General features: G+C 59.5%; 11 protein-coding genes. All 11 read left to right on the top strand.

Features of this window, described 5'->3' with window-relative positions; all coding sequences use genetic code 11:
- Positions 1-593 precede the first annotated feature (593 nt).
- Positions 594-2,732 (top strand): DUF4118 domain-containing protein, encoded by a 2,139-nt coding sequence (locus tag ACRX4W_RS04100; protein WP_432299315.1) that lies wholly within the window; start codon positions 594-596, stop codon positions 2,730-2,732.
- Positions 2,729-3,634 carry a hypothetical protein gene (locus ACRX4W_RS04095; protein ID WP_343001451.1) on the top strand — a complete coding sequence of 302 codons (906 nt, stop codon included), beginning with the start codon at positions 2,729-2,731 and terminating at the stop codon, positions 3,632-3,634. The genes ACRX4W_RS04100 and ACRX4W_RS04095 overlap by 4 nt, the downstream gene beginning before the upstream one ends.
- Positions 3,631-5,511, top strand: a complete 1,881-nt coding sequence (locus ACRX4W_RS04090; RefSeq protein ID WP_432299312.1) for a DUF2194 domain-containing protein — start codon at positions 3,631-3,633, stop codon at positions 5,509-5,511. The genes ACRX4W_RS04095 and ACRX4W_RS04090 overlap by 4 nt, the downstream gene beginning before the upstream one ends.
- The gene (gene pelF / locus ACRX4W_RS04085; RefSeq protein ID WP_343001449.1) at positions 5,508-6,935 is read left to right on the top strand and encodes a GT4 family glycosyltransferase PelF; all 1,428 of its coding nucleotides are present in this window, start codon (positions 5,508-5,510) and stop codon (positions 6,933-6,935) included. Before ACRX4W_RS04090 ends, pelF begins: the two co-directional genes overlap by 4 nt.
- Before the next feature lie 3 nt (positions 6,936-6,938).
- The gene (gene pelG, locus ACRX4W_RS04080; protein ID WP_099431625.1) at positions 6,939-8,483 is read left to right on the top strand and encodes an exopolysaccharide Pel transporter PelG; all 1,545 of its coding nucleotides are present in this window, start codon (positions 6,939-6,941) and stop codon (positions 8,481-8,483) included.
- Entirely contained in the window at positions 8,473-10,242 is a 1,770-nt protein-coding gene (locus tag ACRX4W_RS04075; RefSeq protein ID WP_432299310.1) for a CotH kinase family protein, read from the top strand. Before pelG ends, ACRX4W_RS04075 begins: the two co-directional genes overlap by 11 nt.
- Positions 10,229-11,020: a polyphosphate polymerase domain-containing protein gene (locus ACRX4W_RS04070; protein ID WP_117774279.1), complete on the top strand. Its 792-nt coding sequence runs from the start codon at positions 10,229-10,231 to the stop codon at positions 11,018-11,020. The genes ACRX4W_RS04075 and ACRX4W_RS04070 overlap by 14 nt, the downstream gene beginning before the upstream one ends.
- 3 nt (positions 11,021-11,023) lie before the next feature.
- Positions 11,024-11,689: a DUF4956 domain-containing protein gene (locus ACRX4W_RS04065; RefSeq protein ID WP_117745996.1), complete on the top strand. Its 666-nt coding sequence runs from the start codon at positions 11,024-11,026 to the stop codon at positions 11,687-11,689.
- A gap of 246 nt (positions 11,690-11,935) precedes the next feature.
- Positions 11,936-12,907, top strand: coding sequence for a LacI family DNA-binding transcriptional regulator (locus tag ACRX4W_RS04060; protein WP_432299407.1), 972 nt, complete (start codon positions 11,936-11,938; stop codon positions 12,905-12,907).
- Positions 12,908-13,091: 184 nt separating this feature from the next.
- Positions 13,092-14,492: a PTS transporter subunit EIIC gene (locus ACRX4W_RS04055; RefSeq protein WP_432299307.1), complete on the top strand. Its 1,401-nt coding sequence runs from the start codon at positions 13,092-13,094 to the stop codon at positions 14,490-14,492.
- 106 nt (positions 14,493-14,598) lie between these two features.
- Positions 14,599-16,140 (top strand): glycoside hydrolase family 32 protein, encoded by a 1,542-nt coding sequence (locus ACRX4W_RS04050; RefSeq protein ID WP_432299305.1) that lies wholly within the window; start codon positions 14,599-14,601, stop codon positions 16,138-16,140.
- Positions 16,141-16,193 lie beyond the last annotated feature (53 nt).

Below are 16,193 nucleotides of genomic sequence, written 5' to 3'. Positions count from 1 at the left end.
TCACCATGGGCGAAAACGTGGAAGCGCGCTTGCTTGCCTCTACCATGTTCTCATGCGCCTTAATGCCCTTTGTGAAGAATCGTCCCATTGGGAAACGGGTCCCTATGGAACGATTTTGGTATCAGGCATAGGGGGGCGCTATCGTGGATGTCGTCACCATTGCCTGCGCCCTCGATCCAGAGATGTAATTACAGAAGTGCGGGGAAAAATCGAAAACCTTCGAGCACAACGCGGTTTTTTTGTATCAAAACCGCAGGTCGCGGAAGCCTAAAACGGGGGTCTGGTCAGCATTCCTTTGGTTTTCCCCGCACTTCCGAATTTGGCCTCTCGCCACATCCCGATTACGTCTTAAAGTGGCGCAAAAAGCCGTGTGCTCTGCTTGATTTTGCTCAGGAATTATGCCTGAGGGGTAGTGGATTCGCCTTTCTCCGCCGTGCAGCGGCACGTGTAGGGCTCTCTGGCTCAGGCGCGAGTCGCTTCCCGTCTGAAAAAGTTCTTAAAACAGCTTTAAAGTTGCCTTTGGCCTACATTGACAGCGTACAATACGCATGTTTACCATGGCAAAAGCTAAATTTGGGGAGGGGGAGCGCACGGTGGAAGTGCTGGTTGTTGGCAATACCGCGTATGTCGATGACGACTTTTGTGCCAAGGCGTTTCCCGGTGACCATGTTCAGGTCGTGGCGGCCAACGAGGCGCGCCGCGACGGGTCGTCGCTCCATGCGTCTTGGAAAGAGCTGCTGCAGCACCTGGACCAGGCTTACGAATTCGACCGTGTGGTCTACCTCTCTACCTATCTCACGCCGCATACCGAGACCGTTGGCGACATCGAGCTGCTGCGCTCCGTCTTTCGAGCTTGCATGGGTCGCCAGATTCAGCTGCTGTTTGTGACTGGTCCCATGGGAGCGGACGGTGCGGTGGACGTTGCGGGGCAAAACGGCAAGGGCATCATTGCCCGTGCGGCCAACGACCTGTGCCGCTACTATGCGGTCCGCGACGGCATTCAGGCCAAGATCTTGCGCGTGCCGTATCTGTACACCGCCTCGCCCACGCTGGAAGACCCGATTTTGACCCCGCTGTTCGAGGCGTGCTCGCAAGGCTCTGCTGTCATGAGGGCTGGGGCGGACTCACCGCTCGGTGCCCTCTGCGCCGAGGAGCTGGCCGTTCTGGTGCGTCGCATCTTCGACAGCTGGGATGCCACATTCGAGGAACTCGAGGTTCCGGATAACTTTGCCCACACCGTGGGAGACCTGGGCGAGGCGCTCAAGGGCTTGTTCCCGGGGCTCGACATTACCTACGACGGGGACGCCGTCGTCTCCATTGCTCCGAGCGATACCGTCCGCACGCGCTACGGGTGGTTCCAGCGCTATGACGTGCTGCGCGATCTTTCGACCATACACGCCCGCTGGGAGCAGACCCTCGCGGGCAAGCGCCATCCGCTGCGTGCCGCCATCGACCGCATGCGCGGGCGGACACTGCCCATCAAATGCCTGGAGACCGCGCTGGCCTGGGTGCTCTTTGAGGGCCTGGAGCTGGTGTTTTCGCAGTCTGCTCAGCTTAACGTGCTCGACTACCGCCTGCTGTACGTGGTACTGATCGGCACGCTGTATGGGCTCGATTTTGGCCTGGTTGCGGCGCTGCTGGCGTCGGTGGGTTTGGCCGCGAGCTACTTTACTCAGTACGGTTATACCTTCCAGGGTCTCTTTTACGAGCCGTCCAACTGGCTGCCGTTTATTGCGTACTTTGTGGTGGGTGCCGTGTGCGGCTATGTGCAGCTGCGCAACAGCGAAGCCATTAGGGCGGAGCGCGATCAAAACGAGCTCGTGCGTAATCGCAATACGTTCCTCACACAGCTTTACCACGACGCGATCGAGGACAAGCGCGCGTACAGGCGCCAGATTGTGGGTCGCCACGACAGCTTTGGCAAGATCTTTGCCGTGACGCAGGAGCTCGACGTACTCAACCCACGCGACATCTATCGCAAGTGCTGCGAGCTTCTGGGCGAGATCCTCGAGAACGATTCGGTGGCGATCTACCATGTTTCGGGCGGGGCATTTGCACGCCTGGTGGCAGCAAGTCCCGCGATTGCCGAAAATGCCGCACGCTCGCTCACGCTTGAGCAGCTTGCACCTCTTTTGGGCGACGGGGGTCGTTCGAACCTGTGGGTGAACCGTGAGCTGACGCCGGGGTTTCCCATGTTTGGATACGCGATCGAGCGCGACGGGGCACCCGCCGTGTTGATCTTTGTGCGTAGTGCGGCCGAAAACCAAATGACCCTCTATTATCAAAACCTGTTCCGCATCTTGTGCGGGCTGGTCGAAAGCGCGCTGGGCCGTGCCTTTGACTATGAGGCGGTGGCGCAGGATAAACGCTGCGTTGACGGCACTTGCGTGCTCAAGCAGGCGGCCTTTGGCCAAGAGCTCGCGGCGGAGCAGGCGCTGGCAGATAGCAAGATGGGGAGTTTTTTGCTCCTGCGCGTGGTACCGGGCATGGAGCCTGTCGGCGAGCTGGTGGGCGCAATTGGGTCGGCAATCCGCGAGATCGACGCGGCGGGCTTGGTCGACGGCAACGTGCTCTACCTGCTTATGCGCCAGGCAAAGGCGTGCGATCTTCCCATTATCCGTAAGCGCCTGAGCGCAAAGCATATTGCGGTGGAGCCCGTCGACGGCGAGGGCATCGTGGCGCTGTTGCAGCGCATCGCTTACACCGGTGACGGTGAGGGGGGTGCCGCTTGATCTCGCTTGTCGTTGCTGCCGTCTTGCTGCTGATTCATTCGCTGGTTTGCCTGATGCTGTGGACGCTCATGAAGCTGGGCCTGCTGCCGGTGCGCGGGCACATGCTGGCTGTAATAGTGCTGGTGCCGCTGTGGGGCCCGTTGCTGGTGGTTTTGCTATCGGTGCGCAGCGCGGTGCTTGGCGAGTGGCTGAAAGAGTCTGCGCTGGAGTCGCTGCGCTTCAACGACGACCTGCATCGTAGTATGTCGGTACCGAGCGGTGAGGACGATGCAGGCGTAGTGCCGCTCGAGGAGGCGCTTATCGTCAACGACCCGGCATACCGGCGCCGCCTAATGCTCTCCATGCTCACCGAGGAGCCCGACGCGTACCTGGCGCAGCTGCAGGCGGCTAAGCTTAACGACGACGTTGAGGTGGCGCACTATGCCGCGACGGCGGTGGCGCAGATCTCCAAGGAGTCCGACCTTAAACTGCAGCAGCTGGAGCGTGCCTTTAAGACGGACCCGAGCGCGCAAAACCTCAACGAATACTGTGATTTTCTTGGTGAATACTTGGGCTCGGGCTTGGCTGAGGGGCGCGTTGCTCAGATTCAGCGCCAACAGTACGCGCGCCTGCTTGCGCGTCGCTGCGAGCGCGAGGATACCCTTGAGCTGCGCATTCGATACGCGACGGCGCTGGCCGATGTCGGACAGATCGACGAGGCGCAGGCCGTGACCGACCAGCTGGTACTCGACGTGCCCGAGGAGCAGGAGGTTTGGATGCTTTGCCTGCGCCTGGCCGTGATGCGCCGCGACGGTGACGAGGTCCACTGTGTGATCGATGCGATTGACAAGCAACATGTGTATTTGAGCGCCGACAACCGCGAAAAGTTGGCGTTTTGGCGCGATGGGGAGGAGGCCCGATGAGCGTGGCGCAACATATCCGAGACCGTGTGGGCCGCTTTCGTTGGATGGGACTCCTCGTGGTGTGGGCGGTCTTTATTGCCATGGCCGCCGTGCTGCTGGTGGAGCGTGCCGGCGTGCAGTACAGTGCGGGCCAGCATAGGCTGGGGATGCTTGCCGCCAACGACGCGGTGCCGGCCTCCTCGGCAATCTTTGGCCAAAAGCCCACGTGCCTGGTCATTACAGACTCGGACCAAGATGGCGTCGACGACGTCAAAGACCAGTTCGACCAGATTTTGCTGGACATGAAGATCGCCCATCGCGACGTGGATCTTGCCCTGGATGGTGCGGATGCCATTCCCTCGCTGACCTCCTTCGATCGCGTGATTTTGCTCATGCCGTCGCTCGATGGGCTCGGTACGCACCTGAGCGACATTATGAGTTGGGTGAGTGCCGGCGGTTCGCTTATGCTCGCCATGCCGCCGGATAACTCGAGCTATCTGCAAGTGATTGCCTCCAAGCTTGGCATTGAATCGGCCGGATATGACTATGTAAAAGCCGAAAGCATTGTGCCGAGTGAGGACTTTATGCTGGGCGGGGGAGAGCGCTACGAGCTCTCGGACCCCTTTGATTCGTCGCTTTCAGTATCGCTGCGCGAGACGGCGCGTGAGTGGGCTAAGACTGGCGATGCGGGCGCCCCGCTCATTTGGTCTAATGACTGCGGTAGCGGGCGCACCGTGGTGTGCAATATCGGTATCTACGACAAGGTCATGCGCGGCTTTTTCGCCGCGGCGATCAGTCTGCTGGGCGATGCTACGGCCTATCCGGTCATCAACAGCGCCGTGTTCTATTTGGACGACTTTCCTAGCCCCGTGCCCTCGGGCGATGGTACTTATATCAAGCGTGACTACGGCCTTTCCATTGCGGATTTTTACACCAAGGTCTGGTGGCGCGATCTGCAAAAGCTCGCGCAAAAATATGGCATTCGCTATACCGGCGTGATGATCGAAAACTACGAGGACGCGGTCAACCAGACCGAGCCCGCGCGCCAACCCGATACCACGCAGTTTCGATATTTTGGCGGCATGCTGCTGCAGATGGGCGGCGAGCTGGGCTTTCACGGCTACAACCATCAGCCGCTCGCGCTCTGGGACACCGACTACGGCACGCTGTACGTCTACAAGACCTGGAAGAACAAAGAGACGCTCGTCGCTTCGCTCAACGAACTTATCGCGTTTCAGGACGAGGTTCTGCCCAACGCTCATGGCTCGGTTTACGTACCGCCGTCGAATATCCTTTCGGCCCGAGCGCGCAAGCTCATCGGCACCGACGTTCCGCGCATTAAGACCATCGCCAGCACGTATTTTGAGGATGGCACCGACCTGCCCTACGTGCAGGAGTTTGGCGTGGCGAGCGACGGCATTGTGGAGCAGCCACGTATTGTCTCGGGCGGCATGGTCGACGATTCCTATATGCGCCTGGCAGCCGTGTCCGAGCTCAACATGCACTACGTGAGCACGCATTTTATGCACCCGGACGACTTGCTCGATCCCGATCGTGGTGCCAAGGAGGGCTGGGAGGTCTACAAGGGCGGCCTGGTCGACTACCTGGAGTGGCTTACCAAATCCGCGCCCGACCTGCGGCACCAGACGGCGTCGGAGTGCTCCGGTGCCATCCAGCGCTTTTCGTCCGTGACGGTGAGCGTGGATACCAGCGCGGATGCCTGGACGCTCAGCCTGGGCAATTTCCACGACGAGGCGTGGCTCATGTTCCGCGCCAATAATGGCGAGCCGGGTGCGGTGACGGGTGGCGAACTGACGCACCTTACGGGCAATCTGTATCTGCTCAAGGCAAATGATAAGACCGTGACGATCGAGCGCAAGGAGGGTGGCGATAAATGAGAATCTGCTTGGTACTCGAGGGTTGCTACCCCTATGTGCACGGCGGCGTATCTACCTGGATGCATGGCTACATTACGGCCATGCCCGAGCACGAGTTTGTGCTGTGGGTGATCGGCGCGCATGCTGCCGACCGTGGCAAGTTTGTCTACGAGCTGCCCGGCAACGTGGTCGAGGTGCACGAGGTGTTCCTGGACGATGCCCTGCGGCTTTCGGGTGAGCAACATGAAGCCAGTTTTAACGACCGTGAGCGCGAGGCGTTACGCCGTCTGGTGTCGCTCTCCAATCCGGACTGGGACGTGTTATTCGATATCTTCTACCGCCGTCGCGTGCATCCGCTCTCGTTTTTGCAGAGCCGCACGTTTATGGATATCTTTCGCGACGTGTGCCTGGCCGAGTATCCCTACACGCCCTTTGCCGATGCATTCCACACCATGCGCTCCATGTTGCTGCCCGTGCTCTACCTGTTGGGCAGCGAGGTGCCGGTGGCCGATGTGTACCATGCCATCTCGACCGGCTACGGTGGTCTGCTCGCCTGCCTGGGCTCAAGCGTTCACCATGCGCCGGTGCTGTTGACCGAGCATGGCATCTACACCCGCGAGCGCGAGGAAGAGATCATTCGCGCCGATTGGGTGGTGCCGTCGTTCAAGGACCGCTGGATCCGCTTTTTCTACCTGCTTTCGGAGGAAATCTACCGCCGCGCCTTCCGCGTGACGAGTTTGTTCCATAACGCCCGCAAGACGCAGGTCTATATGGGCTGCGATGCGGACAAATGCCTGGTTATCCCCAACGGCATCCAGTTCGACCGCTTTAAGGATATTCCCTTAAAGCCCGATGACGGCTGGGTGGACATTGGCGCGGTGGTGCGCTTGGCGCCCATCAAGGACGTCAAGACAATGATTTATGCCTTCTTTGAGCTGCACGAGCGCCTGCCCAAGGTGCGCCTGCACATTATGGGCGGCGTGGACGACGAGGAGTACGGCGCCGAGTGCCACGCGCTGGTCGATACCCTAGGCGTGCGCGACCTGATCTTTACCGGCCGCGTCAACGTGGTCGAGTACATGGAAAAGCTCGACTTTACCATTTTGACGAGCATCTCCGAGGGCCAGCCGCTCAGCGTGCTGGAGTCGCTTGCAGCGCGCCGTCCCTGCGTGACGACCGAGGTGGGCTGCTGCCGCGAGTTGCTCGAAGGCGCCCCGGGCGACGACTTTGGCGTGGCGGGTTTTGTGACGCCGCCCATGTATCGCAAGGGCTTGGCCGATGCCATGGAGCGCATGTGCGTGAGCCGCGCCCGTCGCATTGAGATGGGGGAGCGCGGGCAGCGTCGCGTTGCCACGTACTTTTTGCACGAGCAGATGCTCGCCAACTATCGCGCGCTGTACGACGAGACGGCGCGTGCGTTTGACCTGCCCAGAGAGGGGGAGTAGCCGGTGGCCGGAATCGGTTTTGAGCTTAAGCGCCTGTTTAGGCGCAAGGGCCTTTTTGCCACGATGCGCGCTTACGGCTACGCCGGCATTGTGTGCACGGGTCCCATGCTGTTGGGCGTGCTGCTCCAGGTGGGTATCTTGGTGCTGTGCGGTCTGTGGGGCGTAGGGCGTGCCAACCAGGATCTGCTGGTGTGCATGGTGACCTACACACTGCTGGCCTCGCTTTTGCTCACGAGCTTTTTCTCCATGCCGGTCACGCGCTTTTTGGCCGATATGTTGTTTGCCGAGCGCGAGGATGAGATACTGCCTTCGTTTTGGGGCTCCAACGCCATCATGCTCGTTGCGGGCACGGTGCTCTACGGCGTCTTTTTGCTGTTCTCGGGCGCCACGCTGCTGCAGGGGCTGCTGTGCCTGTGGCTGTTCAACATTATGATCGTCAACTGGAACGGCATGAGTTACCTCACGGCCATCAAAGACTACCGCGGCATCCTGTGCAGCTTTGCGGCCGCCATTGGCGTGGCGTGCCTGTGCGCCCTGGCCGCGCTGGCGCTGGGGCTGCCGCCGGTCGAGGGCCTGTTGGCATCAATTGCTCTGGGCTACGGCGTTATGCTCGCCTGGGACGTGGTGCTGCTATACCGGTATTTTCCTCAGAGCGACCGCAGCCCCTGGCTCTTTTTGCAGTGGCTCGATCAGTTTATGCCGCTGGCGCTTACGGGCCTGTTCACCAACCTGGGCCTCTTTGCGCATTTGGTGATAATTTGGGCCGGTCCCATTGGCGTGCAGGTCAAGGGCTTGTTTTATGGTGCGCCCTACCACGATGTGCCGGCGCTTATCGCGTTTTTGACAATCCTGGTCACGTCCGTCAACTTTGTGGTCTCGGTCGAGGTCAATTTCTATCCGCGCTACCGCGACTACTACAGCCTGTTCAACGACGGTGGCGTGGTGGGCGACATTGTGGTGGCCGAGGAGGAAATGCTCTCCACGCTCAACCGAGAACTGCGGTTTTGTGCGCTCAAACAGTTGTTTGTGACCGCGGCGGTCATTTCGCTCGAGACCACGGTGCTCTCGGCCCTACCGTTGGGCTTTAATAACCTGATGCACGGGTATTTTCGCACGCTGTGCGTGGGCTATGGCCTGTATGCCGTGGGCAATACGGTGTTGCTCATCTTGCTGTACTTTACCGACTACAAGGGGGCCGTGCTGGCCTCGGGGCTGTTTGCTGGTGTGGCCGGGCTAGCGAATGCCGTTTCTCTGCTCTTGCCGCAGCAGTTTTACGGCTTTGGCTTTTTGTTGGGTGCAGCGGTGTTTTTTATCGTGGCGCTGCTGCGGCTCGATACCTATACCGCCAACTTGCCGTATCGTATCCTGAGCCAGCAGCCCATGGTGGCGACTGACAAGACGGGCTGGTTTACCGAACTTGGCCGGGTGCTCGACCGTGTTGAGCAACGCTACGAGGCCAAGCGCGTGGGCGGTGAGCCGCGCAGTGCGTTTGAACGTATGGTGGTTCGCCTGTACCAAAAACATTGGGGAGGTTCTGATGATCGATAAGTTGATGTCTCGCCGCTGCCTGATCGAGGCGGCTGCCGGTGCGCTGTTGCTTTCGGGCTGCTCGTCTCAGGACGAATCCTCGACCAAAAAGGTCAAAAAGCAGGACAAGATTAAAAAGGCTGAGGCCTCGGGCGAGACCAAGCACCTTCGCGATAAGGACGAGCTGTACGAGGTCTACGACGACTCGGGCATTGTGACCATGTACCTGACGGTCTCGCGCGGTAACAGCTCCGAGAACACCGATCATAGCTGGGCCGAGATCAATACGTACTCGGTGTATGACTACGCCGACATGGGCGTGACGCGCTATCAGGTAATGGGGCTTTTGCAGGCGGGCGACGAAGACGGCCCGGTGGCCGGCGAGGTTGGTTATGGCGAGGAAGCGCCCAATGCTACCGTGCAGGTGCGCGGCCAGACGTCGAGCATGAACTCGCAAAAGAATTACAAGGTGGAGCTCAAAAAGGGCAAGGGTACCTGGCGCCAACAGCGCGCGATTGCGCTCAACAAGCACATGGGCGAGGGTATGCGTTTTCGCAACAAGATGGCCTATGACCTTATCCGCGGGATTCCCCAGATGATGGGCCTGCGCACGCAGTTTGTGCATCTGTGGGTGTGCGACCAGACCGAAAAGTCCAACGATACCTTTGAGGACTACGGCCTGTTTACGCAGGTGGAGCAGCTCAATAAGACGGCGCTTAAGGCGCACGGCTTGGATAAGAGCGGGCACCTGTACAAGGTGAACAGCTTTGATTTCCATCGCTACAAGGACACCATTAAGCTTGCCGATGATCCCGACTATAACCAGGCAAACTTTGAGGGCATGCTCGAGATTAAGGGCGATACGGACCACACCAAGCTCATCGAGATGCTCGATGCGCTCAACGACGAATCGCAAAAGATAGATAACGTGCTCGACACCTACTTTGATACCGAGAACCTGGTCTATTGGCTGGCGTTTCAGATCCTTACGGGCAACTGCGATACGCAGAACCGCAACTGTTATCTGTACAGCCCGCTCAACTCAAATACCTGGTACTTTTTGGATTGGGACAACGACGGCATGCTGCGCAAGCTGGAACTTTCTCTTACCGGGTTTTCGGACTACGCGAGCTGGGAGCGCGGCGCAAGCAACTACTGGGGCAACGTGCTGTTTAACCGCGCGTTGCGCAGCAAGGCGTTCCGCGGTGAGCTCGATCGCGCCGTCAAGGACCTGCGTACGTATTTGACCGAGACGCGCCTGACCAAGATGATCAAGCATTATCGCGAGGTTACCGAATCGCTAGTCTTTGCTTCGCCCGATATCGATAATCTGCCTGTCACCAAGGACCAATATGAGCAGATCGCCGCGGCGATTCCCTCCGAGATCGAGGAGAACTACAAGAGCTTTCGCGAGAGTTTTAAAAAGCCCATGCCTTTCTACATCGGCGTGCCGCAGATCGATAACGGCAAGCTGCGCATTAACTGGGATGCGTCCTACGATTTTGAGGCGCGCGACATTCGCTACACCGTTGAGCTTGCGCGCGACTATGCCATAAGCGACGTGGTCTTTAAGGCCGAGGATGTGCTGCTTCCCGAGGTGACCTGCGATGCGCCCGATACCGGCCAGTATTTTGTGCGCGTGCGTGCCACCAACTCCGACGGCTATACGCAAGATGCGTTTGACTACTATGTGACCGACGACGGCAAGCACTACGGCATGAAGTGTTTTTACGTGCAAGACGGCGGTAAGGTCGTGGAGGATACGTATGAGGAGGGCTAGCGCGCTGCTTGAGCGCCTGGCGGCACCGCCTGTGCGTGCCACGCAGGAGCGTTACCGCCACGAGCTCAAATATCTCATTAACGAGGGCGAGCACGCCGCGCTTGCCTGTCGCATGGCGCCTGTATTTAAGCTAGACAAACATGCGCGGGCGGGCGGTTACACCATTCGCAGCCTGTATTTTGACGACTACTGCAACTCGGCCTACGAGGAAAAAGACGCCGGCATTCTCATGCGCAAAAAGTATCGCGTACGCATCTATAACGGCAGCGACAAGGTGATTAAGCTCGAGCGCAAAAAGAAGTACGGTAGCTGGATCTATAAGGAGGACGCGCCGCTCACACGTGGCGAGTTTGAGCAGATTCTGGCTGGCGACTACGGCTTTTTGCTGAGGAGCCCTTATCCGCTCTGTCGCGAGTTCTACATCGAGTGCATCTGCAACATGATGCGCCCACGGACCATTGTGGACTACGAGCGCGAGCCGTGGGTGATGGACGAGGGCACCGTGCGCATTACGTTTGACATGAATGTGCGTGCCGCGGTGGGAAGCTTCGATATCTTTGACGTGACGCTGCCCGCGTTGCCGGTCCTGGAGCCCGGTAAGCTGGTGATGGAGGTCAAGTTTACGGAGTTTTGCCCGCAGCTGGTGCGCGATATGGTGCCGCCGGGCGCGGCCGAACTCACGGCGGTCTCTAAGTACTGCCTGTGTTATGACAAGACCGCCTACCTGCGCGGATTTAATTACTGGGAATCGGATTTTGGGAACCGAGGGGATATTTAGACCATGAGCACCAGGGACTTTTTTAAGAACTCCGTCTTGGAGGCGTTCGGTCAGGTCGACCCTGCCAAGATTGGCCTTTCGCTGCTCGTGGCGCTCGCCATGGGCATCCTGATCTATTACGTGTACAAGCGCTTTTTTACCGGCGTGGTGTATTCGCGTAGCTTTGCCGTGACGCTCGTGGGCATGTGCGTGCTCACCTGCATGGTCACGCTCGCGATCTCGACCAACGTGGTCATCTCGCTCGGTATGGTCGGTGCTCTGTCCATCGTCCGCTACCGTACGGCGGTCAAGGACCCGCTCGACCTGCTGTATCTGTTTTGGGCCATTACCACGGGCATTACGGCAGGCGCCGGCATGTATGCGCTCGTGGGGCTTACGGCAGTGGTGATCGTGGTGATGATCGCCGGCTTTGCGAGCCACCAGGACAAGGCGCGCGTGTACATGATGGTCATCCACTACACGGGCCAGACCACCGGCGACGATATCGTGCGCGCGTTTGGGCGCACCAAGTTCACCGTCAAGTCTAAGACGATGCGCGGCGACAAAGTCGAGATGGCCGTCGAGCTCTTCTCGGACGGCGTTGACATGCCCTATGCGGACGCTATTCGCGCGCTTGACGGCGTGGAGGACCTCACACTCATCCAGTACAACGGCGAATACCACGGCTAATTATGTTCCGGTGTTCTAACGAACGCCGGACCGCTCGACGCTGCGCGGGCATCTGCCGGGCGATCTGCCGCTCAAACCGTCGCTCGCGTACATGAAGTACGCTTCGCTCCTCTTTCGCGGCACCTCGCCACGGCAGCTGCCCGCTCGCTGACGTTTGCTCGACCTGGGTGATATTGATTTATCCGAAGCGCCGTCACGGGTATCATGGTGAAAGCGATTTCAATGACAGGGGTGCTCGTGGTAAAGATGAAAGATGTGGCCGAGTTGGCTGGCGTTTCGAGCGCCGCGGTCTCGCGCTACCTCAACGGTGGATATATCTCGGCGGACAAGGCCGAGCGCATTAAGCAGGCGATTGAGCTGACCGGATACGTGCGATCTAGTCAGGCTCGCGCGCTGCGCACCGGTTCCACCAAGCTCATCGGCGTCATCGTGCCTAAGATTAACTCGGAATCCGTGAGCCGCATTACCGCCGGTATTGGCCAGGTGCTCGGTCGCCGTGGCTACCAGATGCTGCTCGCGAATACTGATAACGTGGCCGAGCGTGAGCTCGAGTATCTCGACCTGTTCCAGAACCACCCGGTCGATGGCATCGTGCTCGTGGCGACCATGATCACCGACGAACATCGTGCGGCCATTGCGTCTTGCCGTGTGCCCATTGTGCTGATCGGTCAAAACGTCGAGGGCGCGGCTTGCGTCTACCATGACGATTACGAGGCCGCCTTTGAGCTGGGCCAGGCGCTCGCGAAGCATGTTGAGGGCAAGATTGCCTATATCGGTGTTACCGAGGAAGACCGTGCCGCCGGTTACGACCGTCGTCGTGGTTTTGAAGCGGGCTTACGCGCCGCGGGTGTTGCGCTCGATCCCGAGCTGATTCGCCGCGGGTCCTTTACCCTCGATTCCGGCTATCGTGCGTCGCGCGAGCTGCTGGGCGAAGTGCCCGATGTTTCGTTTATCGCCTGCGCGACCGACACCATGGCGGCGGGCGCCTTGCGCGCGCTTGACGAGGTGCGCGGTATGGGCGAGGGCGTGCACCGCGTGAGCGGTTTTGGCGACAACGCATTTTTGAGCGCGCTGACGGGCGGCATTCCCACCGTGCATTACGGCTACCTGACCAGCGGCGTCGAGGCGACCAATATGCTGCTCGACGCACTCGATGGCGAGGAGGGGGAGAGCGGTCTCAAGACGCTCAAACTTGGGCATCAGCTCATGAATGTCTAGGCCTTGGACGCGTCTGCCTGCCTTTGAGCCCCTGTTTTTTGTCCTAAAACTACCATTCGCCGGCTTATTTCTACCGTTCACCCTACTGTGAAAACGATTACAGACATATGAGACTGAAAACGATTACAGTGTAAGTGTCAAAGATGGCCGGGTGCAGATGCGCCCGTTGGAGGAAAGGGAAGTCATGGACTACCGCAAATCAGCCCAAGAGGTGCTCGACAACATCGGTGGCGCCGGCAACGTTGTTTCGGCCGCACACTGCGCCACGCGTCTGCGCCTTGTGATTGCCGATAACGCCAAGGTCGACAAGGAGGCCCTCGAGAATATCGACGGCGCCAAGGGCGTCTTTGAGGCCCAGGGCCAGCTCCAGATTATTTTTGGCACTGGCACCGTCAACAAGGTCTACGACGAGTTCATTGCGCTCAGCGGCGTCGAGGCTGCCACCAAGGCCGAGGTCAAGGAGGCAGCGGCGCAGCAGCAGAACATCTTTATGCGTGCCATTAAGGTGCTCGGCGACGTCTTTGTCCCCATCATCCCCGCCATCGTGGCTTCGGGCCTGCTGCTGGGCATTATGAGCGCCCTCAACTTTATGGCCTCCAACGGCTTTATCGCGCTCGACACCAATAACTTTATTTATAAGATTGCCGACCTGGTCTCGGGCACGTCCTTTGGCATTCTGCAGATCCTGATCGGTTACTCCGCGGCTAAGGCCTTTGGCGTCAACCCGTACCTGGGCGCCGTCGTCGGTGGTGCATTCATCAACTCCTCGCTGCAGAGCGCCTATACGGTTGCCTCCGAGGGCGTGCAGACCATGGTCAACGTCATCCCCGGCGTGTACAGCTTTGAGTGGGTCGGCTATCAGGGTCATGTGATCCCCATCGTCATCGCCTGTGCCATTCTCGCCTTCCTCGAGAAGCGCCTGCACAAGATCGTTCCCGAGATGTTCGATCTCTTTGTGACTCCGCTTGTCTCGGTGTTCGTGACCGTGCTCGTGACTCTTGTTGCCGTCGGCCCCATCTTTGTCTGGGCCGAGAACGCCATCCTCGGTCTGATCCAGACCCTGCTGACCCTGCCCTTCGGCATCGGTTCCTTTATCGTCGGCCTGTTCTATGCCCCCACGGTCGTTACCGGTATCCACCAGATGTACACCGCCATCGACCTGGGCCAGCTCGCCCAGTACGGCGTGACCTATTGGCTGCCCATCGCCAGCGCTGCCAATATCGCCCAGGGTGGCGCCGCACTTGCCGTTGCCTTTAAGACCCGCGATGCCAAGATCAAGGGCCTGGCGCTTCCTTCCGCTCTGTCCGCCTTCATGGGCATTACCGAGCCGGCCATCTTTGGTGTGAACCTGCGCTTCTTTAAGCCTTTCATCGCCGGCTGCATCGGCGGCGGTTGCGGTGCCCTGGTCTGCGCTCTCACCTCGCTTGCCGCTTCCGGCACCGGCGTTACCGGCATCTTCGGTATCCTGCTGTGCCTGGCACAGCCCGTGCAGTACGCGATCATGTTTGCGGTCGCCGCGGTCGTGTCCTTTGCCATCTCGTTTGTCCTGTACAAGGATGAGCCCAAGGCTTCCGAGCAGGCCTAAGAGTTTTTGATTGAGGGGTGCCCGCGGGTTGTATGCTCGCGGGCGTTTCCCGTATCTGGTGCCGATCTCTGGCGCCTTGTAACTTTCGATCCGTTAGGACTTTGATATGTCTAATGCACTTGGCCGCGACCTTGCAAAGTTGGTTGCCGCTGTTGACGCCGCCGCCTCTGAGTGCGGTCATGGCGTGTATGGCCAGCGCTTCCATATTATGCCGCCGGCTGGCTGGCTCAACGACCCCAACGGTCTTTGCCAGGCGGGCGGCGTGTTCCATGCCTATTTTCAGTATGCGCCGTTTGATGTCGAGGGTGGCGTTAAGGCTTGGGGTCATGCGACGAGTCGCGACCTTATGACGTGGGACTACGTTGGCGCTCCACTGCTGCCCGACGAGCCGTTCGATTGCCATGGCGTGTATTCGGGCTCCGCGCTTGCCGAAGACGGTCGCATTCGCGTACTGTACACGGGCAACGTGAAGCTTTCCGATGCGGACGGCACGTACGACTACGTCAATACCGGCCGCCGCGCCGATACTGTTTATGTCGAGAGCGTTGATGGTCTTGCCGGTCGGGAGTTCAGCCAAAAGCGCGTGGTGTTGGCGTCCGAGGATTATCCCGAGGATTTGACCTGCCACGTGCGTGACCCCAAGGTGTGGCGCGATGATGATGGGCGTAATCACATGGTGCTGGGCGCGCGTCGTCGCGTGGACGGGCCGCATGTCGAGAGCCGTTTTTGTGCGATGCACGGCGAGGGTGCCGGGCGCGATGTGGGCGAGATCCTGGTGTATGGCTCGCCCGATATGCTGAGCTGGGAGCTCGAGAGCCGTGTTTCTACGTCCGAGCGCTTTGGCTTTATGTGGGAGTGCCCGGGGTATCTGGAGCTTGAGGCGGATGGTGGTGTGCCGGCGAAGTGGCTGTCCTTCTCTCCCCAGGGGCTTGAGGGCGGCCGTTGGGACCGCGGCAACGTATACGCTGCTGGCTACATGCCTGTAACGGGCGACATTACCGGTGGCAATGACGCTTATGAGCTGGGCGAGTTCCGCCTGTGGGACGCCGGTTTTGACTTCTATGCTCCGCAGGAGTTTACGTCCGAGGATGGTCGCCACATTTTGATCGGCTGGATGGGCATGCCCGATGAGCCGACCTATGACAATGCGCCCACCGTGGCGTGCGGCTGGCAGCACTGCATGACAGTGCCGCGCGAGCTTACGGCCGGTGACGGCGGCGTGGTGCTGCAGCAGCCGGCGCGCGAGATCGAGCTCCATTATGCCTCGGTGCGTGTGGGGGAGGGCTCTTTGGAGGTTGCCGGCGATACCTGCTTTGACGTTGTTGTTGACGGTGTCGACGGCGCGTTTACCGCGACCGTTGATGGCGAGCTAAAGCTGGTGCTTGTTCCCGCCGAGGGCGAACTGCCCTCGCGCTTTGAGATGCGATTTACCGATGAGAGTCGCGCTTCTGCCGGCTGCGGTCGTGCCGTGCGTTGGGAGTCCGTCGACGAGGTTAGTAACGTGCGCATTGTTGGCGATGTTTCCTCGGTCGAGGTGTTTGTGAACGATGGTGCGCTCGTGTTCTCGACGCGCATCTATCCCGAGGCCTATGGCGTGACCGTTGACGCTCCGGGCGCGAATGTGACCTACCACGCGCTCAACATCTAAGCGATTCGTCGCATATCGGCGCTATACTGCAGCCGTAGCCCACGATGCGGGAA

Source organism: Collinsella aerofaciens, from assembly GCF_964283865.1.
GTDB lineage: Bacteria > Actinomycetota > Coriobacteriia > Coriobacteriales > Coriobacteriaceae > Collinsella.
The sequence above is the reverse complement of the archived record's forward strand: the minus strand, read 5'-3'. Positions and strand labels throughout refer to the sequence as shown.